Source organism: Streptococcus mitis, assembly GCF_002096845.1.
In the GTDB taxonomy this organism is placed as follows: domain Bacteria; phylum Bacillota; class Bacilli; order Lactobacillales; family Streptococcaceae; genus Streptococcus; species Streptococcus mitis_A.
Genome location: NZ_NCVK01000018.1, coordinates 87,092 through 113,565 on the forward strand (window position 1 = coordinate 87,092; position 26,474 = coordinate 113,565).

The 26,474-nt window shown below is 38.8% G+C and carries 27 protein-coding genes and 1 pseudogene; 15 read left to right on the forward strand and 13 right to left on the reverse strand.

All coding sequences use genetic code 11. The features are described from left to right. Positions 1-24 precede the first annotated feature (24 nt). Together B7695_RS05445 and mscL are read left to right on the forward strand one after the other, a co-directional pair. The gene (locus B7695_RS05445; RefSeq protein WP_084890249.1) at positions 25-456 is read left to right on the forward strand and encodes a GtrA family protein; all 432 of its coding nucleotides are present in this window, start codon (positions 25-27) and stop codon (positions 454-456) included. Between the two features lie 81 nt (positions 457-537). Next, positions 538-918 (forward strand): large conductance mechanosensitive channel protein MscL, encoded by a 381-nt coding sequence (mscL, locus tag B7695_RS05450; RefSeq protein WP_084890390.1) that lies wholly within the window; start codon positions 538-540, stop codon positions 916-918. A 40-nt stretch (positions 919-958) separates the two neighbouring features. Here mscL and hemH read toward each other — a convergent pair whose 3' ends face one another. Beyond that, on the reverse strand, positions 959-2,053 hold the full coding sequence (gene hemH, locus B7695_RS05455; RefSeq protein ID WP_084890251.1) for a ferrochelatase: 1,095 nt from the start codon (positions 2,051-2,053) through the stop codon (positions 959-961). Between the two features lie 153 nt (positions 2,054-2,206). Between hemH and pepT the strand changes: the two genes are divergently transcribed. Next, a complete protein-coding gene (gene pepT, locus B7695_RS05460) occupies positions 2,207-3,427 on the forward strand; it encodes a peptidase T (protein ID WP_084890254.1) in 1,221 nt (406 codons plus the stop codon). Positions 3,428-3,740: 313 nt separating this feature from the next. Here pepT and B7695_RS11840 read toward each other — a convergent pair whose 3' ends face one another. The 6 genes and pseudogenes from B7695_RS11840 to yjbM all read right to left on the reverse strand — a co-directional run bounded on the left by B7695_RS11840 (position 3,741) and on the right by yjbM (position 9,910). Next, a complete protein-coding gene (locus B7695_RS11840; RefSeq protein ID WP_474104096.1) occupies positions 3,741-4,259 on the reverse strand; it encodes an SIALI-17 repeat-containing surface protein in 519 nt (172 codons plus the stop codon). Between the two features lie 3 nt (positions 4,260-4,262). Further along, positions 4,263-6,335: pseudogene (locus B7695_RS05465) on the reverse strand (G5 domain-containing protein); the annotation flags it as partial. Positions 6,336-6,525: 190 nt separating this feature from the next. Beyond that, complete coding sequence (gene pta, locus B7695_RS05470) at positions 6,526-7,500, reverse strand: phosphate acetyltransferase (RefSeq protein ID WP_000451580.1); 975 nt, start codon at positions 7,498-7,500, stop codon at positions 6,526-6,528. A 43-nt stretch (positions 7,501-7,543) separates the two neighbouring features. Continuing rightward, positions 7,544-8,440 carry an RluA family pseudouridine synthase gene (locus tag B7695_RS05475; RefSeq protein WP_084890257.1) on the reverse strand — a complete coding sequence of 299 codons (897 nt, stop codon included), beginning with the start codon at positions 8,438-8,440 and terminating at the stop codon, positions 7,544-7,546. Beyond that, positions 8,437-9,255, reverse strand: coding sequence for an NAD kinase (locus tag B7695_RS05480; protein ID WP_084890259.1), 819 nt, complete (start codon positions 9,253-9,255; stop codon positions 8,437-8,439). The genes B7695_RS05475 and B7695_RS05480 overlap by 4 nt, the downstream gene beginning before the upstream one ends. Beyond that, on the reverse strand, positions 9,239-9,910 hold the full coding sequence (yjbM, locus tag B7695_RS05485) for a GTP diphosphokinase (RefSeq protein ID WP_084890261.1): 672 nt from the start codon (positions 9,908-9,910) through the stop codon (positions 9,239-9,241). Before yjbM ends, B7695_RS05480 begins: the two co-directional genes overlap by 17 nt. A 128-nt stretch (positions 9,911-10,038) precedes the next feature. Here yjbM and B7695_RS05490 point away from each other — a divergent pair, with 128 nt between their 5' ends. The 7 genes from B7695_RS05490 (at position 10,039) to B7695_RS05520 (ending at position 14,810) form a co-directional block, all read left to right on the forward strand. Next, positions 10,039-10,608: a CYTH domain-containing protein gene (locus B7695_RS05490; protein ID WP_084890264.1), complete on the forward strand. Its 570-nt coding sequence runs from the start codon at positions 10,039-10,041 to the stop codon at positions 10,606-10,608. Positions 10,609-10,719: 111 nt separating this feature from the next. Continuing rightward, positions 10,720-11,679: a ribose-phosphate diphosphokinase gene (locus B7695_RS05495; RefSeq protein WP_001283822.1), complete on the forward strand. Its 960-nt coding sequence runs from the start codon at positions 10,720-10,722 to the stop codon at positions 11,677-11,679. 9 nt (positions 11,680-11,688) lie between these two features. After that, positions 11,689-12,804 (forward strand): cysteine desulfurase family protein, encoded by a 1,116-nt coding sequence (locus B7695_RS05500; protein ID WP_084890265.1) that lies wholly within the window; start codon positions 11,689-11,691, stop codon positions 12,802-12,804. Positions 12,805-12,808: 4 nt separating this feature from the next. Then, complete coding sequence (locus B7695_RS05505; protein ID WP_084890267.1) at positions 12,809-13,156, forward strand: DUF1831 domain-containing protein; 348 nt, start codon at positions 12,809-12,811, stop codon at positions 13,154-13,156. A gap of 7 nt (positions 13,157-13,163) precedes the next feature. Further along, positions 13,164-13,379, forward strand: a complete 216-nt coding sequence (locus tag B7695_RS05510) for a DUF4649 family protein (RefSeq protein WP_000462489.1) — start codon at positions 13,164-13,166, stop codon at positions 13,377-13,379. Between the two features lie 82 nt (positions 13,380-13,461). Continuing rightward, positions 13,462-14,103 (forward strand): redox-sensing transcriptional repressor Rex, encoded by a 642-nt coding sequence (locus B7695_RS05515; protein WP_084890269.1) that lies wholly within the window; start codon positions 13,462-13,464, stop codon positions 14,101-14,103. Between the two features lie 17 nt (positions 14,104-14,120). Further along, positions 14,121-14,810 (forward strand): gamma-glutamyl-gamma-aminobutyrate hydrolase family protein, encoded by a 690-nt coding sequence (locus B7695_RS05520; protein ID WP_084890272.1) that lies wholly within the window; start codon positions 14,121-14,123, stop codon positions 14,808-14,810. On the opposite strand, the gene radC is transcribed toward B7695_RS05520, so the two are convergent. From radC to B7695_RS05540, 4 genes are all read right to left on the reverse strand, one after another. Further along, positions 14,807-15,487 carry a RadC family protein gene (gene radC, locus B7695_RS05525; RefSeq protein WP_084890274.1) on the reverse strand — a complete coding sequence of 227 codons (681 nt, stop codon included), beginning with the start codon at positions 15,485-15,487 and terminating at the stop codon, positions 14,807-14,809. The genes B7695_RS05520 and radC overlap by 4 nt on opposite strands. 42 nt (positions 15,488-15,529) lie before the next feature. Further along, positions 15,530-17,821: a DNA helicase PcrA gene (gene pcrA / locus B7695_RS05530; protein ID WP_084890276.1), complete on the reverse strand. Its 2,292-nt coding sequence runs from the start codon at positions 17,819-17,821 to the stop codon at positions 15,530-15,532. A 91-nt stretch (positions 17,822-17,912) separates the two neighbouring features. Then, complete coding sequence (locus B7695_RS05535; protein ID WP_084890279.1) at positions 17,913-18,422, reverse strand: GNAT family N-acetyltransferase; 510 nt, start codon at positions 18,420-18,422, stop codon at positions 17,913-17,915. 75 nt (positions 18,423-18,497) lie between these two features. Then, positions 18,498-20,168, reverse strand: coding sequence for a formate--tetrahydrofolate ligase (locus B7695_RS05540; protein ID WP_084890281.1), 1,671 nt, complete (start codon positions 20,166-20,168; stop codon positions 18,498-18,500). Between the two features lie 229 nt (positions 20,169-20,397). Between B7695_RS05540 and coaB the strand changes: the two genes are divergently transcribed. From coaB to B7695_RS05570, 5 genes are all read left to right on the forward strand, one after another. Then, positions 20,398-21,087: a phosphopantothenate--cysteine ligase gene (gene coaB, locus B7695_RS05545; protein ID WP_084890283.1), complete on the forward strand. Its 690-nt coding sequence runs from the start codon at positions 20,398-20,400 to the stop codon at positions 21,085-21,087. An 11-nt stretch (positions 21,088-21,098) separates the two neighbouring features. Then, entirely contained in the window at positions 21,099-21,650 is a 552-nt protein-coding gene (coaC, locus tag B7695_RS05550; protein WP_084890286.1) for a phosphopantothenoylcysteine decarboxylase, read from the forward strand. Next, positions 21,634-22,197: an ECF transporter S component gene (locus B7695_RS05555; protein ID WP_000747412.1), complete on the forward strand. Its 564-nt coding sequence runs from the start codon at positions 21,634-21,636 to the stop codon at positions 22,195-22,197. Before coaC ends, B7695_RS05555 begins: the two co-directional genes overlap by 17 nt. 292 nt (positions 22,198-22,489) lie before the next feature. Further along, positions 22,490-23,017, forward strand: a complete 528-nt coding sequence (locus B7695_RS05565; protein WP_084890288.1) for an ECF transporter S component — start codon at positions 22,490-22,492, stop codon at positions 23,015-23,017. Positions 23,018-23,028: 11 nt separating this feature from the next. Further along, positions 23,029-23,544 (forward strand): transcription repressor NadR, encoded by a 516-nt coding sequence (locus B7695_RS05570; RefSeq protein ID WP_084890290.1) that lies wholly within the window; start codon positions 23,029-23,031, stop codon positions 23,542-23,544. On the opposite strand, the gene B7695_RS05575 is transcribed toward B7695_RS05570, so the two are convergent. Continuing rightward, positions 23,541-24,008 carry an 8-oxo-dGTP diphosphatase gene (locus B7695_RS05575; protein ID WP_084890291.1) on the reverse strand — a complete coding sequence of 156 codons (468 nt, stop codon included), beginning with the start codon at positions 24,006-24,008 and terminating at the stop codon, positions 23,541-23,543. The genes B7695_RS05570 and B7695_RS05575 overlap by 4 nt on opposite strands. Before the next feature lie 141 nt (positions 24,009-24,149). Further along, complete coding sequence (locus B7695_RS05580; protein ID WP_142358865.1) at positions 24,150-26,447, reverse strand: P-loop NTPase family protein; 2,298 nt, start codon at positions 26,445-26,447, stop codon at positions 24,150-24,152. Positions 26,448-26,474 lie beyond the last annotated feature (27 nt).

A 26,474-nucleotide genomic window follows, 5' to 3' on the forward strand; every position in this document is an offset into this window, starting at 1 on the left:
CCTGCTTTATGCTATACTTAAACCATGAAAATTCCTATTCAAAAATTTTTTAACAATGAAATCTTAGCCTATCTCTTCTTTGGCCTTGCGACAACTCTAGTTTCGATTCTCTCACGATTCGTCATTTATCAACTAAGTCATCAGGAACTTCTTGCTACTGGACTAGCAAATATTATCGGTATCCTCTTTGCCTTTATCACAAATGATACAATCGTGTTTAAGCAAACAAGGAAGAGTCGACTTATCCGTTTAGTGAAATTTTTTCTTGCCCGCCTTTCTACTTTTCTGTTAGATTTGCTCTTTACTTTTCTGTTTGTGACTCAATTCCCTCATATCATAGGGCAATTTGTAAATGAAAATCTTGATAAGGTAAATGCAATTGAAACGATAATTGCACAATTATTGATAATTATTCTTAATTACATTTTAAGCAAGGTCTATGTTTTTAACAAATAAAACTTCTGAGCATATATCTTGCAAGCTTTTCTTAATTAATATATAATAAATAGTAAAAATTTTTGAAAGGATATTATGAAAATGTTAAAAGATCTTAAAGCATTTTTGCTTCGTGGTAATGTTGTTGACCTTGCTGTCGGTGTGATCATTGCCTCTGCTTTTGGTGCTATCGTAACTTCATTCGTTAACGATATCATCACCCCACTTCTATTGAACCCAGCTTTGGAAGCAGCGAAAGTACAAAATATCGCTGAACTTGCATGGAATGGTGTTACATATGGTAAATTCTTGAGTGCTATTATCAACTTCCTTGTTGTCGGTACTGTTCTCTTCTTTGTGATTAAAGCTATGGAAAAAGCTCAAAGCCTTACTAAAAAAGAAGAAGCTGCTGAAGAAGTTCCAGCTGGTCCAACTGAGTTGGAAGTACTTCAAGAAATCAAAGCGCTTCTTGAGAAAAAATAATCGTTTAAAAGGATCTAGCGAAAAGCTAAATCCTTTTTCTTTACTCTTTTGATAACTTACCTGCTTTCTCAAGCATTTTCTTGATAAGATAAGGCATCTTAACATTTTCCCGACCTTTTTTCTCAATCAGTTTTTTCACAAATTCTGGCATTTGTAAATCTTGAGATTCGGCCAAAATGTTTTTAGTCTCGTCTGAAGGAACTAATTCATCAAAGGTTTCTTCTTCTGGGAGAAATTCTTTAAACTCTTGATGTTCATTGGCTCTGACTGTATTGACCAAGGCATCAATCAAGCGAGAATCTGTATTTGGCATTGGTGGACGATGGTAGTTTACCCCAAATTCCTGACATAAGTCATAACATTCCACATCATTGTCAAACAAGACCTCAATGTGCTCACTGATGAAACTAATAGGTACAAAAATATAATGGTCTGGATGTTCTTTCTGTTCTCTGAGATACTCTAAAACATCTGGCTTAATCCATGGAATCCCGATATCACTTTCACTCTGCCAAGTGTTAGTATATTGCTCTGAACTCAAGCCTAGTTTTTCAGCGACTAGCTTGCTATTTTCGAAAATTTGGTCAATATATGGATCACCAAAATCCAAGGCAAAAATAGGCACACTATGGGCTGAAAAGATGACTTTAAAGCTATCCTGCTTTACTTCTTCTTTTAAAATCTTAGCAATTTCATCTGTCCAATAGTTTAAGAGAGCTTCTTCTTGATACCAATCCTTAATGACCAAAAATTGAATTTGCTTGCTTTCTAAAAATTTCTCATAACCCATGACAGAGTAAAAAGAATAATGAGGCTCCAAAATCAAACAAATACATTGCTCGATTCCGTCTGCTTCCATCTGACTAATCACATCTGGAATAAAAGGTCTGGAAAATTTATTGGCAAAATAGACACTATACTCATTCCCCAGTCTAGCTTCTACTAAGGCAACTTCTTCACGGGTAATTCTTTGCAGAGGCGTACCTCCAATAAGTACATAATTATCATAGAGTGTTTGAATCTCGTGGTCTTGAGGTCTCACTCCACGACGAATATTTGTGAAAAAATCAGCCACACCTTCAAAGGTAATCTCTTCTGGCGAACCGAAAGTCATCATTAAAATTGCTTTTTTCATAACTGCTTCCTTGTGATGTTTTTATCAAGTTTATTTTATCATGAATCCATTAATAAGTAAACGCTAACATAGAGAATTTCCCTAACTTCTGTCTTTTGTTTTTCTCTTCTTTCTATGATACAATGGAAAAAATGAATTCAAAAGGAGTTTTTTATGACTTACCCAAATCTCTTGGACCGCTTCTTAACCTACGTTAAGGTCAACACGCGCTCTGATGAACACTCTACTACTACTCCAAGTACGCAGAGTCAGGTTGACTTTGCAACAAATGTCCTAATTCCTGAAATGAAACGTGTTGGATTACAAAATGTTTATTATCTACCAAATGGTTTTGCTATTGGAACTTTGCCAGCCAATGATCCATCTTTAACACGTAAAATTGGCTTTATATCTCACATGGATACTGCTGACTTTAATGCCGAAGGAGTCAATCCACAGGTAATTGAAAACTACGATGGTGGTGTAATTGAACTAGGAAATTCTGGTTTCAAACTCGATCCAGCTGACTTTAAGAGTCTTGAAAAATATCCAGGACAAACACTCATCACAACCGATGGAACAACCTTACTAGGTGCTGATGACAAGTCAGGGATTGCTGAAATTATGACTGCTATTGAATATCTGACTGCCCATCCTGAAATCAAACACTGTGAGATTCGTGTTGGTTTTGGTCCAGATGAGGAAATCGGTATTGGTGCTAATAAATTTGATGCAGATGATTTTGATGTGGATTTTGCCTACACTGTTGATGGAGGACCACTAGGAGAACTTCAGTACGAAACTTTCTCAGCAGCTGGTGCTGAATTGCATTTCCAAGGTCGTAATGTCCACCCTGGTACTGCCAAAGGGCAAATGGTTAATGCTCTTCAGCTAGCAATTGATTTTCACAATCAACTTCCAGAGAATGACAGACCTGAGTTAACTGATGGTTACCAAGGTTTTTACCATCTAATGGATGTGACAGGTAGTGTCGAAGAGGCGCGTGCTAGCTACATCATTCGTGATTTTGAAAAAGATTCCTTTGAAGCTCGTAAAGCAGCCATGCAGTCTATCGCTGATAAGATGAATCAAGAACTTAGAAGCGACCGTGTCACCCTAAACCTGATAGACCAGTACTACAATATGAAAGAAATCATTGAGAAAGATATGACTCCAATTACCATTGCCAAAGCAGTTATGGAAGATTTGGGTATCACTCCTATTATCGAACCAATCCGTGGAGGGACAGACGGCTCTAAGATTTCCTTTATGGGAATCCCAACACCTAATATCTTTGCTGGTGGCGAGAATATGCACGGACGTTTTGAATACGTTAGCCTTCAGACTATGGAACGTGCAGTTGATACAATCATTGGTATCGTAGCTTATAAATAATTGATAAAAAACCGAGCCTATCCAACTACGGAAATGCTCGGTTTTAGTATTTTATACTCTTCAAAAATCTCTTCAAACCACGTCAACGTCGCCTTGCTGTACTCAAGTACAGTCTGCGACTAGTTTCCTAGTTTGCTCTTTGATTTTCATTAAGTATTAGAAGTGACTTCTTTCCCTGCCCCTTTAGTTATCTCCCAATTCTCTCGTCTACTTGATTGTATTCCACTTAATACAAGGAAAACAATCTAAAACTAATTGTTACAACCTTCTTGCATCCAATTCGAATACACTATTTAGGGACATTTTACATTAATTAGTCTTTTTTTCTTTTGACTATTCCAATCATTCCTAAGAACATGCCCATAATTCCTACAGATGCAAAAGCAGAACCATCTTCACTTCCTGTTTTAGGTAGAATTTCTTGACGATTTGCAGGTGCCTGATAAGTCTTATCTTCTAACATAGACGGAACTACATATGACTTCTCATCATTTTTATCTACGATTTCATTCATAGTTGTTTCAGAGGCAGTTACATCGCTAGTAAATCCTGATTCTTGATGACTTGCAGCTTCTCCACTAGGAACTCCTTCCTCAACGTTCGAAACTCCATGAGTAACTCCTTCAGAACCAGTCATACTACCAGTAAACTCTGGTAAGTTGTGAATAGCTGCTTCAGAATCAGACACACCACCAGTAAACTCTGGTAAGTTGTGAATAGCTGCTTCAGAATCAGACACACCACCAGTAAACTCTGGTAAGTTGTGAATAGCTGCTTCAGAATTAGACACACCACCAGTAAATTCTGGTACCTTATGGTCAGCTGATACGATTTTACCTGATTCTTCTTTCTTAGTTCCAACCAACACAATTTCATCTTGCGCAACTTCAACAACTTCACGAAGTTTTATAGTACGGCTTCCATCTGGTGCTACTTCAGTCAAGATACGTTCCTTGCCTGCACGACCTACCTGAGTCACTCGAGTTTCACCTTTTGGAAGACTTGAATCTTCTTGTTTAACTTTCTTGAAGTTAATTACTTTTTCTACTACTTCAAGACTTGGTTGAGGTTGAACTAGTTCCTTATCTCCATCCGTTGGAACTATGGAATGTTTCACTTCCTCTTTCGGAGTCGCCTGAAGTTGGTTAATAGAAGTTAGAGCTGCTTGCAAGACTTTGTCTACTGCATCTTGTGTCTTAGCTTCTTGGATAGCTGTAAGTGCTTGTTCTGATAATTCAACTAGTTTCTTCTTAGCTTCTTTATCGCTTCCTAGTTCCTTGCTCTTGTTTTGGATAGCCTCTGCCAAGCTTGCCATAGCCTTGTCGTAGTTAGGCTCTTCTGGCTGGGATGGTGTTGGCTCCTCTTTCGGAGTCGCCTGAAGTTGGTTAATAGAAGTTAGAGCCGCTTGCAAGGCTTTGTCTACTGCATCTTGTGTCTTAGCTTCTTGGATAGCTGTAAGTGCTTGTTCTGATAACTCAACTAGTTTCTTCTTAGCTTCTTTATCGCTGCCTAGTTCCTTGCTCTTGTTTTGGATAGCCTCTGTCAAGCTTGCCATGGCCTTGTCGTAGTTAGGCTCTTCTGGCTGGGATGGTGTTTCTTCGATACCATAGTTTTCTTCCTTATCAAGAATAGCTTGCAAGGCTGTGGCTGTTTTCAGAATTTCTTGAGCACTGGCTGGACTTGCTGAAAGTTGTTCAGATAATTTATCTAAGTTTGACTTGAAGGCTTGACGCGCCTCTGGAGTATTCTTCAAACTTATTTGGTCAAATTTAGCCAATTCATCCTTCCAGTTCTTCATAGCTTGAACTAATTCTTCTTTGGTATAAAGAGCGCTATCTTCTCCACGAGTGATGAACTTATCAACTTGAATACCAATATTTCTAGAGGTATCATTTCGTTTTGGATCTAATTGCAAGGTTACAGCATGCCAACCTTGTTCGAGTCCAGTCAAACGAACAAGAGTCTGATCACCTTGACGTGTAGTTGCTGTTCCACTGAAGTACTTCTTACCATTGACATCAGTAGCATTTCCTTGACCATCTTGATACTCAAGTTCTTTACCATCTAGAGTAACCTTGTAGATACCATGTCCAGGATCAACAAAACCTTTAATTTCAAGACCTGTTCCATAGAAATAGGCTGTTACGCTAGCATTTTTCTTTTGCTCTTCAGTCAAACGACCAAAGGATGCCCAAGACTCAGTATTTTGGTATTTACCTGCCGAATTGGTTTCATGATGCCAACCTGGGCTATAATCAAGTTGACTGGCCTGGTCATCATGACTGACTTGGTCTTTTTGAAGTAAGTCAGCCTTCATTACTCGAACAGTTGCTTCTGAAGCAAATCCAAGCAAGGCATTATCTGATGCGCTTGTCATTTTCACTTTAAAGTCAAAGATTGAATCAGCTTGCTCAGTAAAATCAATTGTCGGAATTGTCAAAGTCTTTTCGGTTTCACCATCTTGGAAGGTCAAATCAGCTGTTGTATCCTTGTAAACTTTACCGTGAACCCCTGTTCCTGGTTCAGTCACGACATGGACGGTTGCAGCTCCTTTGCTACCACCAACACGTTTAATGGTTACAGTGACAGGTTGGCCTTTTTGAACTTCATAGGTTGTTTCTTTCAACTCAAACATACCCTTACCAGCATTGTTGAGCGTATAAATACCTTCAGTTGCAATAGCTTTGCCAGTTTTGTTGACGAGTTTGATGGTATGTTCACCTGGAGCCAAGTCATCTGTTTCATAAACCATCTGGCTACGTTTACGAGCTGCATTATTGGTTTGTACGTCTGCAACCTTTTGACCATCAACGTAAACCGACATTTCACCGTGGTTTGGATCCACTGTAGATACGACATAAGCCTTAGTTCCATTGAAACGGTAAGTCACGCTTGCATCTTTATAGTTAAAAATTCTAAATTATTTGAAACTAATTTCAATCATAATCCAATCAAAACAGAGTCTGAATGACCACATCCAATACGAGTATAAGATCTAATAAATATTTTTCATAATAAAACGCATAATATCAAGGACTCAGCACTTGATACTATGCGTTTTTTGATTATAAATACGAACTATTTAGTACAATTTCTCTTTATTGATGAACTGCTTGAGCTGCTGTGATAAGGGTCAACTTGTACACATCATCAGCATTACATCCACGAGAGAGGTCGTTAACTGGTTTGTTCAAACCTTGCAAAACAGGTCCAACAGCCGCAAAACCGCCAAGACGTTCTGCCATCTTGTAACCGATATTTCCTGCCTCGATACCTGGGAAGATGAAGACATTTGCTTGACCAGCTACCGTACTTCCAGGAGCTTTCAGAGCTGCAGTTTCTGGAACGAAGGCTGCATCAAATTGCAATTCCCCATCGATTTCAAGGTCAGGACGCAAGTCGTGAGCAATTTTAGTTGCTTCAACGACCTTATCAACGCTTTCACCAAACCCTGAACCCTTAGTAGAATAGCTCAGCATAGCAATTTTAGGTTCGATGCCAAACATCTTAGCTGTGATTGCTGAGTTGATTGCAATTTCAGCCAAGGCTTCTGCATCTGGATTGATATTGATAGCACAGTCTCCAAATAGGTAGCGTTCCGTACCACGAACCATGAGGAAGGCACCTGAAGTACGCGTTACATTTGGACGAGTTTTGATGATTTGTAGGGCTGGGCGAACTGTTGAAGCTGTTGAGTGAATAGCTCCAGATACCATTCCATCAACCAAGCCCAAGTAAACCAACATAACACCAAAGTAATTGACATCTTCAACCAAAACCTTGCGTGCATCTTCTTCAGACATTTTGCCCTTGCGACGCTCCACTAGAGCAGCAACCATTTCTTCAAATTGAGGATAATGTTGAGGGTCAATGACTTCATAACCATCCATGATCCCTTCAATTTCAAGATAAATTTTAATTTTTTCAGGATTTCCAAGCAAAACAGGAATCACTTCTGTTTCTTTTACCAAGCGTTTAGTCGCTTGAAGAATACGAGGCTCTTCCCCTTCAGGGAGAACGATACGAGCATTTTTACCAACAAGGTTGGCTTTGAGACTTTCAAAAACTTCCATGAGTTTTCTCCTTTTAAAAATAAATTATACTCTGAATTAGTTTTTATAGAGTATTAGTTGATAACTGGGTAATAAGGTTACTGAAATCATCCGGCAAGGGACTTTCTAACTGCAAATCTTGCTCTAAAAATGGATGATAGAAGGATAGGTAATGGCAATGCAGAGCCTGCCGTTGGATACCGTCGTCCAGACTACCTCCATACAAGTCATCTCCCAACAAAGGAAAACCAATATGAGAAAAGTGGACTCGGATTTGGTGAGTACGTCCAGTATGCAGGCGAATGTCTACCAAATGAATATTCCCATAAGATGCTACAATCTTATATGAAGTATGGGCATACTTTCCACCTTTAGCCACTCTTCTGGTGATAATGGAGTCTTCATCACGCGCAATCGGGGCAATAATTTCCCCCTCTGGCTCCAAGTGTCCATCACCTTTAACCAAAGCAAAGTAGCGTTTTTCAATAGACTTTTTCTGCAACTGCTTGTCTAATCGTGCATGGGCATAGCCGTGCTTAGCAAAGAGCATCAAGCCAGAAGTATCTCTATCAAGCCTAGTTACAATGTGAACCTGCTGATTTTCATAGTTTTGCTTGACATAGTAACCCTTGATAAAATTGGCAATGGTATTGGAGTGATTGACACTAGGAATAGAAGCAACTCCATAGGGTTTGTTCAAGACTAGAAAATGGTCATCCTCATAAAGAATATCCAATGGGCGCTCGATAGCTTCTAGAGTTTCAAAGCCTTCCTCAGCGGGAATATCAATGACAACGCGGTCTCCAAGATCCAATAGATAGGTTGCATTTTGTGGTTGATCATTGACCAGAATAGCTCCGCCTCGAAATTTAATCTTAGCCAGAAGCCCCTTAGAAATCTCGTGCTTTTTTAAGAAGGTCTTAATCTTGACATGCTCATCTGCGATAAATTCAAACCTCATTCATCCACCTCGCCAATAAAAGCATCCTTAACACGATTCCAGAAACTGGTGTGACTCGGTGTAGCGACAAAGTGAATCTTATGATGGTCAATTTGATACTCAATTCTTTCGATATTACGGAAGGAATAAACACTATTGTCAACCGAAATAGTATGGTAATCGTTTCTCGTTGGAATGAGTTCAATCTTATCCTTCTTAGGAACAATAATGGACGAACCTAGCGTTCGATAGACGCGATTATTAAGGCTGGCAATTTCCGTCAACTGCAGAGCTTCAATGGTAGGGTGTAAAACAGCTCCACCGAGCGACTTGTTATAGGCCGTACTACCAGTCGGAGTTGAAACTGTTAGTCCGTCTCCTCGAAAACGTTCAAAGGGGACACCATTGATTACAATATCTGCTACCATTGTTCGATCTGACCTTCGGATACTAGCTTCATTTAGTGCTCTAAAAATCTTCACTTCACCATTTCCAAGAAAGACCTTCACATTTAGAACAGGGTAAGAGACTCTTGCTCCAGTGTCTAGCTGCAAATTAGTCACTAGCTTGTCCAACTCAAAATCACGATAGTCTGTATAGAAGCCCAAATGTCCAGTGTGAACACCGATAAAGCGGACCTTGTCAAGCTGGTTTTCGTACTTATGAAAAGCCGACAAGAGCATACCATCCCCACCAATGGAAATGACAATGTCCGGATTGGTATCATTGAGTATAAACTGATTTCTCTTCAAACGATCTCGCAATTCATACAAAACCTTTTGACTCTGCGGTTTTCTATTGGCTATAAGATCAATTCGTTTACCTGTATTCTTCATCTGTATCGTCACTGTTTCCTACACCGTCATTTAATTTTCTACTCAAAGGATCAAAAAGAGCCTGGGCTTCCTGGATATCATCACGAATTTTACCCATTTCTTCATCTAACTGATGGGCAATCTTAGCCGTAATTTCCAGCCGCTTCTTAATTTCCTCTGGGAAATCCCCTTGGTACTTGTAGTTGAGAGAATGTTCTATCGTTGCCCAGAAATTCATGGCCAAAGTACGTATTTGAATTTCCGCCAAAATGGTCTTGGCTCCATTGATGGTATCAACCGTATATTCTACTACCACATGATAGGAACGATAGCCTGATGCTTTTCGATGAGTAATGTAATCTCGTTCCTGTATGATTCGCATGTCCTGACGCTTGTGCAAAATTTCCACTACTTCCTTGACGTCATCAACAAACTGGACCATCACACGCAAGCCAGCAATATCCTGCAAATCATGTTCCAAGGTCGCATAAGTAATGCCACGACGAGCCATTTTTTCCTTAATGCTCTCAATTGGCTTGACTCGACCAGTCACAAACTCAATTGGAGAATGCTTATTTTGTTTACGATATTGCTTACGAATACCACGAAGTTTAATTTTTAACTCACCAACAGCTTGAATGTAAGGATCTAGAAATTCTTCCCATTCTAAGGTCATATATTCTCCCTTGTTCTCATATTATCCTTCAAAAATATCTTTGATTTTTTCTCCAGATTCATATACAATAAATACAATGCTATTATATCATATAATCCGCTTTCAACGATAAATAAAAGGTAAGAAAAATGAAACATTTAGAAATTGAATTGAAAACACTATTGAAAAAAGATGAATATAATCGTCTAAAAGAGCAGTTCACTGATGTTAAACCTGTTCTTCAAAAAAATTACTACATCGACACGCCTGATTTTGAACTACGAGAAAAGAAAGTTGCTATGCGCATTCGAACCTTTGAAGACTGGGCTGAATTGACACTCAAAGTCCCGCAAAGTGTTGGAAACATGGAATACAACCAAAAATTGCAACTAAAAAATGCTGAAAACTATCTGGCTAAGGAAGAACTTCCTCAGGGGCTGGTTCTTAATGAATTAGCTAAACATGGTATCCAAACTAATAAGTGGCAGTTTCTTGGTTGTCTCACAACGCTTCGCTATGAAACGCAAACACCAATTGGTCTCATGGCGCTGGATGAGAGTCAATACTTTGATATTACCGATTACGAATTAGAGCTTGAAGTTGAGAATCACGAGCAAGGCAAACAGGATTTCCAACATTTTTTAGAGGAAAATCAGATTTCCTACCAAACAGCTCCTTCAAAATTGGTTCGATTTGTCAAAAGCATGAAAAATAGCTGAAATAATCTCCATTTTTTGGTAAAATAGAAGAGATAAAATACAAAAATCCCAGTTCATATAGGCTAGGCAGATATGACTAGGATTTAAAAAGTTTACAGAGGACGGTCTATAATGTCAGATAGAAAAAACATGAAACTTTTCGCACTCAACTCTAACCAAGAGATTGCACAGAAAATTGCACAAGCTGTTGGTGTACCGCTTGGAAAACTATCATCACGTCAATTTTCAGACGGAGAAATCCAAGTGAATATCGAAGAAAGTGTCCGTGGTTATGATGTTTACATCATCCAGTCTACAAGTTTCCCTGTTAACAACCACCTAATGGAATTGTTGATCATGGTTGACGCTTGTGTGCGCGCAAGTGCCCACAGTATCAACGTTGTCCTTCCATATTTTGGCTATGCACGTCAAGACCGCATTGCTTCACCACGTGAGCCACTTACAGCTAAACTAGTTGCTAATATGCTGGTTAAGGCTGGTGTTGACCGTGTCCTTACGCTTGATTTGCATGCTGTTCAGGTGCAAGGCTTCTTTGATATTCCTGTTGACAACCTCTATACAGTTCCTCTATTTGCAAAACATTACTGCGATAAGGGCCTACTCGGTTCAGATGTTGTCGTGGTTAGCCCTAAAAATTCAGGTGTAAAACGTGCTCGTAGCTTGGCTGAATATCTTGATGCTCCTATCGCCATTATCGACTACCCTCAAGACGATGCAACTCGCAACGAAGGTTATATCATCGGTGATGTTGAAGGTAAAAAAGCTATCTTGATTGACGATATTTTAAATACTGGACGTACCTTCTCTGAAGCTGCTAAAATCGTTGAACGTGAAGGGGCTACAGAAATTTATGCTGTTTCTAGTCACGGTCTCTTCGTCGAAGGCGCTGCTGAACTTCTTGACAATACTAAGATTAAAGAAATTCTTGTGACTGATTCAGTAGCAACAAAAGAAAAAACTCCTAAAAACGTATGCTACATCACTGCTAGTGAGTTAATTGGTGATGCCATCGTCCGTATCCACGAAAGAAAACCAGTCAGCCCACTCTTTGCCTACAACAAAAAGAAATAAGGTGATTCTTTGATTTATTTGGACAATGCTGCCACGACTCCTATGTCAGCAGTTGCTATTTCAGCTATGACCAAGGTTATGCAAGAAACCTATGGAAATCCTTCTAGTATTCATGGTCATGGTCGTCAAGCTGGTAAACTCTTGCGAGAAGCCCGTCAGGAACTAGCTCAGTTACTGGGGACAAAACCTCAACATATCTTTTTCACTTCTGGTGGGACTGAAGGCAACAATACTGCTATCATTGGTTACTGCCTTCGTCACCAAGAGCAAGGAAAACATATCATCACAACTGCCATTGAGCACCATGCTGTCCTTGAAACCATTGATTACTTGGTTCAACACTTTGGTTTTGAAGCAACCATTATCCAACCAGAAAATCAAGAAATCACCGCCCAGCAAATTCAAGAGGCCTTACGTGACGATACGATTTTGGTTTCTACCATGTTTGCCAATAATGAGACAGGAAACCTACTTCCCATTGCTGAAATTGGCCAAATACTCAAGCGACACCCTGCTGCCTATCATGTCGATGCAGTTCAGGCTATTGGTAAAATCCCTATACACCCAGAAGAATTGGGCATTGATTTTCTCACTGCTTCTGCCCACAAGTTCCATGGTCCTAAGGGAGTCGGCTTTCTCTACGCATCTAGCATGGACTTTGATTCCTATCTACATGGCGGAGACCAAGAACAGAAAAAACGAGCAGGAACTGAAAATTTAGCTGCCATCGTAGGTATGGTTGCAGCCCTAAAAGAAAACCTAGAACAGCAAGAAGAACATTTTCAACATGTACAAAATCTAGAAACTGCCTTTCTGGCAGAGCTAGAGGGCATTCAATATTACCTGAATAGAGGAGAACATCATCTCCCTTATGTCCTCAATATTGGATTTCCTGGTCAGAAAAATGACCTCTTACTCCTCCGTCTAGATTTGGCTGGAATTTCAATCTCTACTGGCTCAGCCTGTACTGCAGGCATTGTCCAATCCAGCCATGTTCTTGAAGCTATGTACGGAGCAAATTCAGAACGCTTGAAGGAATCCGTTCGTATCAGTCTCTCTCCAGAAAATACTGTTGAAGAACTACAAACCCTCGCAAAAACCTTAAAAGAAATTATCGGAGGTTAGCCATATGGCATTTGAAAAAACCATTCAGTTAAAAAATTGTCGTTACGACTACACTCTTAACCCTTCTGTTAAAAAATTCACCCTCAAAGACAACACCTTTTTTGAGACTAAGGTTGGTAACTATGAACTGACTCGCCTTTTGGAAAAAGTGCCAAACAGCGGTGAGGGATTCCAACTCAAAATCATCATTAACAAGGAACTTACAGGTGCTAAAATCAATATCACTGATAAGTTTGGGCTACGTCTAGTTGATATTTTCAAATCAGAAGACCACCACATTCATCAGGAAAAATTCTATTTCCTCATGGATAGTTTAGTAGAGCGTGGTGTCTTTACAAAATCTGAAAGATAGGTCCCATATGTTTGAATTGACCTATAAGGATAACTATCATGTAGAGCGGACTCTCAAGTATGAAGATTATGAGGCTCTAATGCTGGCTTTGTCAGGATGTGTGACCCTACCAGATACACTTTATGTGACTTCTCTGACTTTTAATGGCCAGAAAGTTTATCAAGGCCTGGTCGGAGACCTCTACCGTTTTCTATCACATGCAGATTTTTTACATCAAAACTAAGATTTTTCTTAGTTTTTTCTTGTTTTTGTTGATTTTTTCACAATGTTTCTATAAAATAGAAGAATAGAAAGGTTGTGATTTTGTGAAAGATAAACAGTCTGCTATTCCAAAAGCTACAGCAAAAAGACTCTCTCTCTACTATCGAATTTTTAAGAGATTTCATGCAGAAAAGATTGAACGTGCCAACTCTAAGCAAATTGCAGAGGCTATCGGTATTGATTCAGCGACCGTACGTCGTGATTTTTCCTATTTTGGTGAACTAGGTCGGCGTGGTTTTGGCTATGATGTTAAAAAACTGATGACGTTTTTTGCCGATTTGCTCAATGATAACTCCATTACCAATGTCATGCTGGTTGGTATTGGAAATATGGGCCATGCCCTTCTCCACTACCGCTTCCACGAACGTAACAAGATGAAGATTATCATGGCCTTTGACCTAGATGATCATCCTGAAGTCGGTAGCCAAACCCCTGATGGAATTCCTATTTACGGGATTTCTCAAATCAAGGAAAAAATCAAGGATGCTGATGTCAAGACTGCTATCCTGACAGTTCCCAGCGTCAAGTCACAAGAGGTTGCCAATCTCTTGGTGGATGCTGGCGTGAAAGGAATTCTCAGTTTTTCACCAGTCCATCTGCATTTACCAAAAGACGTGGTCGTTCAGTATGTCGATTTGACAAGTGAACTCCAAACCCTCCTCTATTTCATGCGAAAAGAGGATTAGAAAGCGAAAATCATTTTATGAAAAAACCAGTTATAGGGATTACAGGAAACGAAAAAACTCATCCAGATGATAACATCATGATGAGCTACGTAGCAAAAGGCTTTGTTGAAGGCGTTAAAGACGCTGGAGGGATTCCCATCATCCTACCGATTGGTGATCAAGAAATGGCCTGCCACTATATCAGTATGATTGACAAGCTCATCTTGACAGGTGGGCAAAATGTTGATCCAAAATTCTATGGTGAACCAAAAACCATTGATAGCGATGACTACCACCTTCAAAGAGATATCTTCGAACTGGCCCTCATCAAGGAAGCTATTAAACAGAAAAAGCCAATTTTTTCTGTCTGCCGTGGAACTCAACTCTTTAACGTTGCCATGGGTGGAACTTTGTACCAAGATATCGAAGACCATTGGCAGGATTGTTCTGCTGAGTACACAACTCAACGCTTGATGACAGAGCCTGATACAGTTCTTCGAGAAATCTATGGAGAAATTTCCCATATCAACTCCTTCCACCATCAGAGCATTAAGGATTTAGCACCAAATTTAAAGATTGCGGCTCATGATCCTAAAGATGGTATCATTGAAGCTGTCATGAGCACGGATGATGTCGCCTTTCTCGGTGTCCAATGGCACCCAGAATTTCTATTTGAAAATCGCCTCAAAGATAAAAATCTCTTTGACTATGTCGTTAATGAACTTTAGATTAAATCCGTCTTTTCACGATAACTAAAGTAATTAGAATGAGAGACAATCAAATGGTCCAAGAGGACAATCCCCATCAGTTCGCAGGCTTCTTTTACAAGTTTAGTCACATGATCATCATTTCGGCTAGGGGCTACCGCTCCTGAAGGATGATTGTGAACCAAGATGAGAGAGGTCGCCATATGCTTGATGGCATAGTGAAGAATCTCTCGCGGTTCAGCGATACTACGAGTTGCAGAACCGATAAAAATGGTCTGTTGATGGATGATTTGATTTTGAGTATTGAGATAGAGCGCCACCAGGTGCTCTTGTTTTTTATGGCCCAATTCCTGCTGCATCTTCTTGGCCAACTTTTGACTGCTGAGAATACTTTCCATCTCAATAGTCTCGTGTTTGTGAATACGATGCCCCAGTTCAATCATGGCTTGCAACTCTATTGCCTTAACTCGCCCGATACCAGACAGACTCTGCAATTCCTGCAGGGTCATTTTTTTCAAATCCGTTAGACTTGAAAGGTTGTTCAAAACTTTCTGGGCAATTTCAAAAACACTGGCTTGCCGTGTTCCTGTCCTGAGTAAAATAGCTAGCAACTCTTGATTGCTGAGCGCTTCAACTCCTTCCTTGGCCAGTCTTTCTCTTGGTAATAGTGAATCTTCTTGGAATGAAATACTGTACATAAAAATCCTCCTCACTTTATTATTCGTGAGAAGGATGAAAAATTAGATTTTTTTCTCAATTGGGGCTACACTAGCTAAAAGTTTTTTCAAACCTACTTCTGGGAAATTGATTTTCAATTCCTGCGTAGCTCCGTTACCTGAAACTTCCAGAACAGTTCCCTCTCCCCATTTCTTGTGGAGAGCAATGTCACCAATGGACCAATTTGCCTCGCTAGACGCTGATTTTGCACCAGCCGTATATTGACCAAATGGAAGACCGCTTGACTGGATAGTTTTTGGTGCTGCACTGCGTTTACGGTCTTGAAGAGCCTGCGCAAGACTCATACCTTGACCGAAGGCAAGACCACCACTGCTATAAGATGCTTTAAAACTTGTATTTGCTGGACGAGCTAGGCCTTGATACTCAAGTAAGTCTGAACTGATTTCGTTAATAAAACGAGTCGGACGGTTGTAGTTGGTACGACCAAAAAGCAGGCGCGAATTGGCATTTGTCAGATAGAGAATTTTCTCTGCACGCGTAATTCCCACATAGGCCAGACGGCGTTCTTCTTCTAGTTCATCTTGATCTTCAGCCGCACGGCTAAGCGGGAAGACATTTTCTTCCATCCCAATCAAAAAGACAACTGGAAACTCGAGACCTTTGGCAGCATGCAGGGTCATCAAGGTCACTTCTGATGTCTCCTGACTACCTGAATCTGTGTCGGCAATCAAAGCCAAGTCATTTAAGAAACGACTCAGTTTGTCCAGACCAGTTTCCTCTTCTGCCACATCAGAGGTGTCATCAAAGTTTTTCGTCACAGAGAGGAACTCCTCGATGTTTTCTACCCGAGCCTTACTTTCCAGAGTTGCTTGGGCATTAAGAATATCAACGTAACCTGTTTTTTCTAGGACAGCCTCAACCAACTCTGTAATATTTAATTGATCTAGCTGCTCTCGTAAATCTAGAATCATATTGGCAAAATCCCATATAGATTGGGCTGCCTTACCCTTGATCCCAGACAACATGATGTTTGCAGAAGCATCTAGCATAGACATGTCTTGAGTATTGGCAAAATCACGGATTTTCTCAACTGTACCTGGACCAATTCCGCGTTTAGGCTCGTTGATAATACGCTCAAAACTAATATTGTCACTCAAATTAGCAATAAGGTTGAGATAAGCAATAATATCTCGAATTTCCTTACGGCTGTAGAACTTGGTTCCGCCAACCATGGTATAAGGGATATTTGACTTGAGCAAGGCTTCCTCAATAGTACGGGACTGGGCATTAGTCCGATAGAGAACTGCAAAATCCTTGTGAAGGAAGTTTTGACTACGACTAAGTTCATCGATGGTTCTGGCTACAAATACAGCCTCATCCAGCTCATCATCGGCACGATAGTAAACGATTTGCTCGCCATCAGCATTTTGAGTCCAGAGATTCTTAGGACGGCGGTTTTTATTGTTTTTAATGACCTCGTTGGCCGCTTGGAGAATGGTTTTAGTGGAACGGTAATTCTCCTCCAACAAAACAACCTTAGCTTGGGGATAATCTTTCTCAAAATCCAAAATATTCTGCATATCAGCACCACGCCAACCGTAGATAGACTGGTCCGCATCCCCAACCACACAGATATTTTTAAAACGGGAAGCCAAGAGTTTGACCAGTTGGTACTGAGCATGGTTGGTATCTTGGTACTCATCAACGTGGATGTATTGAAATTTCTGCTGATAATAAGTCAAAACATCAGGATTTTTATCAAAAAGACGCAAGGTCAGCATAATCAAATCATCAAAGTCAACCGACTCCGACTGACGAAGCTCTTTTTGATAAGCCGTGTAACACTGGGCCACGATTTGCGTATACATATCACCAGCTTGGGCAGCATAGGCAACATCATCAATCAAATCATTCTTAGCATTGGAAATGGTCCCCAAAATAGTTCGTTCATTCCATTTTTTAGGATCCAAGTTCAACTGCTTTAGAATACGTTTCATAAGCGTTCGTTGTTCACCAGGATCGACAATTGTAAAATTACGATTGTAGCCAATATGGTCCGCATCGCGACGCAAAATACGAACACACATGGAGTGGAAGGTCGCAATCAGACAGTCCTGAGTGGCTGGATTGAGGCTATAAGCACGCTCCTTCATCTCACGCGCAGCCTTATTAGTAAAGGTAATGGCCAAGATATTCCAAGGATTGACCAGCTTTTCATCAATCAAATAAGCGATACGGTGGGTCAAAACTCGGGTCTTTCCAGAACCAGCCCCTGCCATGATCAACAAGGGACCTTCTGTCGTTTGCACCGCCTCAGCCTGACGGTCATTCATTCCATTTAATAATGCGTTCATCTTCTCTTCCTTACTCTTGAAGTCAATATTTCTATTATATCAGAATTCAAGGAAAATATCTTTACCTAGACTGGTTGCGTGTAGAAGGCGACTAGCTCATCTCGTCTCGAGGAGTCAACGACTTTTGCATCCAAACGATATCATGCCATTTCCCAAACTTATAGCCAATCTTGGGGAAATGAGCCACTTGTTTATATCCCCTCTTTTGGTGAAGAGAAATGCTTCTATCATTTGGTAAAGCGATACAAGCTAAAAATCGTAAGAAACCTCTTGACTTTAGTTCTTCTTCCAGATGGTCATACAAAATACTCCCTAAACCTCTTCCTTTGGTATCTTGGTGCAAATAAATGGAAAGTTCAACCGACCAATCATAGGCTCTCCTATCATAATAGGTGGATGCGTAGGCATATCCCAAAATTTTGCCTTCCTCCTCTAGCACTAGATAAGGATATTTAATCAAGGTCTTTTGGATTCTTCTTTGAAATTCCTCAGCACTTGGTACCTCATATTCAAATGTAATAGCTGTATTAAGTACATAAGGAGCATAAATAGCAAGCAGTTCTGGAATATCCGACTCTCTTACTATACGAATTTTTGACATAATATATTCCCCTCTCTAAAATCGAAAATGAGCTTGGTTAGTATTCCAAACTCATTTAAAGTCAATTACAATATACTAGAACAATCCTAGAACGGTTCCATCACTTTCAACATCCATGTTGAGAGCAGCTGGTCGTTTTGGTAGGCCTGGCATGGTCATGACATCGCCAGTTAAGGCAACGATAAAGCCTGCACCTAATTTTGGTACCAATTCACGAATGGTAATTTCAAAGTTTTCAGGTGCTCCAAGTGCATTTGGATTGTCTGAGAAGCTATACTGGGTCTTAGCCATACAGATTGGCAATTTGTCCCAACCGTTTTGAACGATTTGAGCGATTTGTGTTTGAGCTTTCTTCTCAAAGTTCACTTTGCTACCACGGTAGATTTCAGTAACAATCTTTTCAATCTTTTCTTGGACAGAAAGGTCATTGTCATACAAACGCTTATAGTTAGCTGGGTTATCAGCGATAGTCTTGACAACCGTTTCAGCAAGAGCTACACCACCTTCGGCACCATCAGCCCAGACACTTGCTAACTCGACTGGTACATCGATTGAGGCACAAAGTTCTTTCAAGGCTGCAATTTCTGCTTCAGTATCAGAGACAAATTCGTTAATCGCTACAACTGCAGGTACTCCAAATTTACGGATATTTTCAACGTGGCGTTTCAAGTTAGCAAAACCGGCACGAACAGCTTCTACGTTTTCTTCTGTCAAAGCGTCTTTAGCCACACCGCCATTCATCTTAAGAGCACGAAGGGTTGCAACAATAACTACTGCATCTGGAGATGTTGGCAAGTTTGGTGTCTTAATATCAAGGAATTTCTCGGCACCAAGGTCTGCACCAAAACCAGCTTCAGTAACTGTGTAATCAGTCAAGTGAAGGGCTGTTGTCGTTGCCAAGACAGAGTTACATCCATGAGCGATATTGGCAAATGGACCACCGTGTACAAAGGCAGGTGTACCGTAAATTGTCTGAACCAAGTTTGGCTTAATAGCATCCTTCAAGATCAACGCCAAGGCACCTTCAACCTGCAAATCACCTACAGAAACAGGTGTACGGTCATAGCGATAACCGATAACGATATTAGCCAAACGACGTTTCAAGTCCTCGATATCCGTAGCCAAGCAAAGAATCGCCATGATTTCGGAAGCAACGGTAATGTCAAAACCATCTTCACGTGGGATACCATTTAAAGGACCACCAAGTCCAACTGTTACATGACGAAGTGCACGGTCGTTCAAGTCTACAACACGTTTCCAGAGGATACGACGTTGGTCAATTCCCAACTCATTACCTTGGTGCAAGTGGTTGTCAATCAAAGCAGAAAGAGCATTGTTAGCAGTTGTAATGGCATGCATGTCTCCAGTGAAGTGAAGGTTGATGTCTTCCATTGGCAGCACTTGAGCATAACCACCACCAGCAGCACCACCCTTGATACCCATAACTGGACCAAGAGATGGTTCGCGGATAGCAATCATGGTTTTCTTGCCAATTTTATTCAAGGCATCCGCCAGACCAATGGTAATGGTTGATTTCCCTTCACCTGCAGGCGTTGGATTGATAGCAGTAACCAAGATCAATTTCCCAACTGGATTGCCCTCAACTGCACGAATTTTATCAAAGCTGAGTTTAGCCTTGTACTTTCCATACAACTCCAAATCATCGTAAGAAATACCAAGTTTCTCAACAACATCAACGATTGGTTTCAACTCAATACTCTGTGCGATTTCAATATCTGTTTTCATTCAAAACTCCTCTAACCTCTTATATGATAATTCATTATATCACAAAACAAGATTTTTAACATCCCCAAACTCTCTAAACGTTCGTAAATATCCCTGTTTTTAGGGTTTTTATAGTCCTTTCTTAAATTTTATATGGCTTTATAGTTTGAAACTATAGTAAATCTTCGTTTTTACCAAAAATTTATCGCTTTCATTTTACTTACCGTTTATTTTTGTGTACAATAGTGCTATGAAAATTTTAGTTACATCGGGCGGTACCAGTGAAGCCATCGATAGCGTCCGCTCTATCACTAACCATTCTACAGGACGCTTGGGGAAAATCATAACAGAAACTTTGCTTGCTGCAGGGCATGAAGTTTGTTTGATAACAACAAAACGAGCTCTAAAGCCAGAAGCTCATCCCAACCTAAGCATTCGAGAAATTAACAATACCAAGGACCTTCTACTGGAAATGCAAGAACGTGTTCAGGATTATCAGGTCTTGATTCACTCAATGGCCGTATCTGATTACACTCCTGTCTATATGACAGGGTTTGAGGAAGTTCAATCTAGTTCCAATCTAGAAGAATTTTTAAACAAGCAGAATCATCAAACTAAGATTTCTTCAACTGATGAGGTTCAGGTTTTGTTCCTAAAAAAGACACCTAAAATCATATCCCTAGTCAAGGAGTGGAATCCTGATATTCATCTGATTGGTTTCAAACTGCTGGTTGATGTCTCTGAGGATTATCTCATCGAGATTGCCAGAAAAAGTCTTATCAAGAACCAAGCAGACTTAATTATTGCAAATGACCTGACTCAAATCTCAGCAAACCAGCATCGTGCAATCTTTGTTGAAAAAGATCAGCTTCAAACAGTCCAGACTAAAGAAGAAATTGCAAAACTCCTCCTTGAAAAAATTCAAGCCTATCATTCATAGAAAGGAAAACTATGGCAAACATTCTCTTGGCTGTAACGGGCTCAATCGCCTCTTACAAGTCGGCAGATTTAGTCAGTTCTCTAAAAAAACAAGGCCATGATGTCACTGTCTTAATGACTCAAGCTGCTACAGAGTTTATCCAACCTTTGACACTACAGGTACTCTCACAGAATCCTGTCCACTTAGATGTCATGAAGGAACCCTATCCCGATCAGGTTAATCATATCGAACTTGGCAAAAAAGCAGATTTATTTATCGTGGCCCCTGCAACTGCTAACACTATTGCAAAACTAGCCCATGGTTTTGCGGACAACATGGTAACTTGTACAGCTCTAGCCTTGCCCAGTCATATTCCTAAACTAATAGCTCCTGCTATGAATACAAAAATGTATGACCATCCAGCAACTCAGGCTAATCTAAAAACATTAGAAACCTACGGCTATCAGCTGATTGCTCCTAAGGAATCCCTACTAGCTTGTGGAGACCACGGACGAGGAGCTTTAGCCGACCTCACAATTATTTTAGAAAGAATAAAGGAAACTCTCGATGAAAAAACGCTCTAATATTGCACCCATTGCTATCTTTTTTGCAACCATGCTCGTGATACACTTTCTGAGCTCGCTTATCTTTAACCTTTTTCCATTCCCAATCAAACCGACTATCGTTCATATTCCTGTCATTATTGCCAGCATTATTTACGGTCCACGAGTTGGGGTTACACTTGGATTTTTAATGGGACTACTTAGCTTGACAGTTAATACGATTACAATTCTACCAACAAGCTACCTCTTCTCTCCCTTCGTACCAAATGGGAACATCTACTCAGCTATCATAGCTATCGTCCCACGTATTTTGATTGGTTTAACTCCTTATCTGGTCTATAAACTGATGAAAAATAAAACTGGTCTGATTTTAGCTGGTGCCCTTGGTTCACTTACCAACACAGTCTTTGTACTTGGTGGAATTTTCTACCTTTTTGGAAATGTTTTTGATGGTAATATCCAAAAACTCCTAGCAACTGTTATCTCAACGAATTCGATTGCTGAATTAGTTATTTCCGCAGTTCTAACCCTAGCCATTGTTCCAAGACTACAAACCTTGAAGAAATAAAAACAATCTCCGCTTTCAAGCTTGAAGGTGGAGATTTTGTTCTGTATATTTTATTTTTTAGTGAAATTTTTACCAATATTTATACTCAATAAAAATCAAAGTGCAAACTAGAAAGCTAGCTTCAGTCAGCTCAAAATACTATTTTGAGGTTGCAAATGGAAGCTAACGTGGTTTGAAAAGTTTTTAGAAGAGTATTAACTTAAAAATGACCTATAAACCCAAGTAAATCCTTGCTTTATTGTCTTGTTTATAGTACTATACTAGTGTATATACAGTTAAAAAGGAGATTCTTATGAACACACGGAAAAAGACACAATTTATGACAATGACTGCCCTCTTAACGGCTATTGCGATTTTGATTCCAATTGTTATGCCTTTCAAGATCGTCATTCCACCTGCTTCCTATACTTTAGGAAGCCACATCGCTATTTTTATCGCTATGTTCTTATCGCCCTCGATGGCAATATTTGTTATCCTCGCCTCTAGTTTTGGATTTTTGATGGCTGGTTATCCCATGGTTATCGTTTTTAGAGCTTTCTCTCATATCGTTTTTGGTACCCTAGGAGCTCTTTACCTACAAAAATTCCCCGATACCCTTGATAAACCAAAATCTTCCTGGGTTTTCAACTTTGTTTTGGCTGTTGTTCATGCCCTTGCTGAAGTATTAGCCTGTGTCCTTTTTTACGCAACTTCTGGTACCAATGTAGAAAATATGTTTTATGTTCTATTTGTGCTAGTTGGATTTGGTACAATTATACATAGTATGGTAGACTATACATTAGCACTAGCTGTCTATAAAGTGCTTCGAAAACGCCGTTAAGAGGAAAAACTATGACAAAAGATCGCAAACAAGCCCTGCTCCAAGTCTTGAAAGAAGCTCCTAAAGCCCTCAATGGTCAAAGTTTGGCTGAACATTTTCATGTCACACGTCAGGTCATTGTACAGGACATTGCAATTTTGAGAGCCGATGGTGCTCCTATCCTATCCACCAATCGTGGCTACGTCTATAAGCAAATTGATACTAACCCTTATGTTCATAAACTTTTTAAAGTGAAACATGAAGTTGAAGAAATCGGTCAAGAACTCCTTGCTATCGTCGATAATGGAGGGCGTGTCCAGAATACTTTGATTGACCATCCCGTTTATGGAGAAATTGAAACCTTGCTGAAACTGTCTTGCCGCCGAGGCGTTCAACATTTTTTAGAACAAGTCGAGCATTCTGATTTTAGACCTCTGTCTGAATTGACAGATGGCATCCATTACCACCTAGTCGAAGCTGAAACACAACAAGACCTCCACTATATCGAGGAGGCCTTGGATAAACTTGGTTATTTAGTAAAAGACTAGAAGATTTTCTTTTCCCAATCGTCTTCTGTACGGCGAGGGTAGAAAAATTCAGATTTGTCAGGAGCTTCCATCATCTCCATCAAGGGTAACATATCATAGGCCAGTTCCAAGCTTGGAATCTGGTCTTTTTGCACCCAAGAAACTTCTCCTTCATCTGAAGAGCGAAGGGTACCAGAGAACTCAGTCGCCTTATAACAAATGACAATATAGCGCCCACCTGTATCTAGTGGCCAATTTTTAATGCCGACAAGTTGAGGATTTTGGATAGTCAATCCTGTTTCTTCATAGATTTCACGAATGACAGACTCTGCTAAAGATTCGCCATTTTCTACATGGCCTCCTGGAAAGGCATAACCTGACCAGCGATTGGTTTCAGGAGCGCGGTACTGCATAACCACTCGCTGAGTTTCGAGGTCTTCAATCAGACAGATATTTGTTAAAATCGTTAATTGGGAACGGGACATAAATTTACTCGCTTTCTAAGTTATTAAAATGTATCTTCGTTGTTTTTTACTTTATAAGGAACAGGAGTATACATATCTATATAGCCGAAAAACTGTGGTGCAATATTAGATATAGATTCTTTAAAATATCAATTTTAAAAATCAAATAGGTACAATATTTTTTTCTAATGTTTTTAATTCATCTATCCATCTATTATATCGGGCGGAAACATTTTCAATATAATCATAGAAAATACCATCTTCTTCATAAATCGGGGTTTTGGGTCCCCTCAGATTCTCTTCTTCTCCTTTATCATCAATTAGAGCGTTCTCTAAGATACTCAACAATTTAGGGATATAACTTTGATTATCTGCGCACAAGAACTTTATGAGTAAATCTAATATCTGAATACCTCCAATTAATTCTTTGGGGTCTAACTCCATAACAAAGAAATATGCATGCTCTTTGTATATTTTTAAGTCATTTATAGAATTGGAAAAAGTCCGTTTTGAATAATCCTTGTTTGGATTTTTTTGCATGTTGTATAAGATTGATTCAAATATTTCTTGCCGAAGATTCCTCCTCTTTTCCATTGAACTTGAAAACTCCGAAACATAGTTTAAAGAAATTTTATTTCGTATATCTGATATTGGTAAACTCAATTTGGGATATTCATATTTAATGAAATTTTCTAAAAGATAAAATGGTATTCTATTTTTATTAAATTCATATTCTGGTTGTTTAAGTTTAATATAATTAACTAATAGACCACTCAAAAAAGTTTCTTCATTCTCAAGTAAACTATTTAGATTATCGTTACAAATGGAATCAATCAAAGTAAGAAAAATTTTATCATCAAAAAAAGGAGTATCAAGACTTTGAAGATATTCAACTAATCTTTGAAATTGATTACTAGTCAGAAAATTCCTTTTCCCATTATTATATTTCTTTATGACATCTTTTATTAAAACTTTTTTCCACATTCTATAGAGTTTACGTTGGTTTTTTATTGTATCTAGCAGTTTAAAATTTTGTTCATCACTCTTAGACAGGTAATAATTAGTAATAATTTGAGCTAATAGTTTGTTCCCTACTAGAATTTGTGGCTCTTTTTGAAATAAAATTTTGATATCAGTCTGATTTATATCATAAACAAATTCGTTATCTATGCGTCCATTCCAATAAATTTTTGCTACTAGAATTTGTTTATCAAATTCTAAACTTTTTTCTTGAGAATCGAAGTTTTGTATTTCTGAAACTGTTAAATCATCATCTTCAGTAAGTAACTCAATAATCTGATTGTTCAAATATTTTTTAACCTTTTTGTTTTGATCATTCATGGCTAACAGTTTAGCAATTTCATAATTAATGGAATTTCCAGTTTTTAAATCAAATTTTAAATCACTAAAATATGAACTTAACATTATTGATTTAATTGTTTTACTATCTCGTATTTGACTCAAATATATTAAATCATTAATTATAGGACGATAGTTATTATTTAGATATTCATTATTCTTTTCATTATCAATTCGTTTAGACCAAAGAATATAAAATATTTCGGAAAGTTGCTCTGATTGTTTATTATTTGATAAATATGATTTAGCAATAGACTTGATACTTTCTTTACTGAATCCAACATCATATTTTATTGGGTAAAATTTTGGAACAATTACTTCATCAAATAATTTTATAATTCCATCATTCGAGGTAATGACAATCACTTTCATTCCAATTTCTTGTTCAATATAGTCAATAACACCTAATGCCTCATTATAAATTGAATAGTCTTTTATATTAATATCATCATCTTTAATCCCCCCAACTCTCTCAAAGTCATCTAACACTAATATTCTATCTTGAAATCGTTTCAAAATCTGCAACCCATCCTGAGAAATTATCCAACCAAATAAGCTACCAATTACTGGAATATTTATTAGATTGGAGAGAATAGAATCTTGAACCACTTGTGTATTTATTTCTTTAATAATATCTGAACGATTGTTAAGACCAAAAAGAGAAACATAAAAGTATTTCTTTTTTAATGCAAGTAATGATTCTTTTATTAATTTAGTTTTGCCCGACCCCCACGGTCCAATAATCCATAAATTTTTTGCACGAGTTTTATTAATCTTATATACAAGTTCTTGTGGAACTTCTTTCTTGTTTTTTGTACAAAAACTATATATAAACAAATATAATTTAAGAATCATTACAAAAATTGTAGTACCTAACCATAATACGAATATAAAATTTAATAAAAAAACAGCTATGATTTTATACTCAAAATGCCACAAAGGAAATAGTACATTCAAATATGATATTACATTCTTAACAATTTTTCTAGTTGCATCAATCAAACTTAAAAAGATTATACCCGATAAAACCAACCACCATCTCATTGTTATAATATACTTTTCATTGCACCATAAAAATAAATTATTTAGTTTTGTTCCCACACCTCTACCTCACAAATTATAACAACA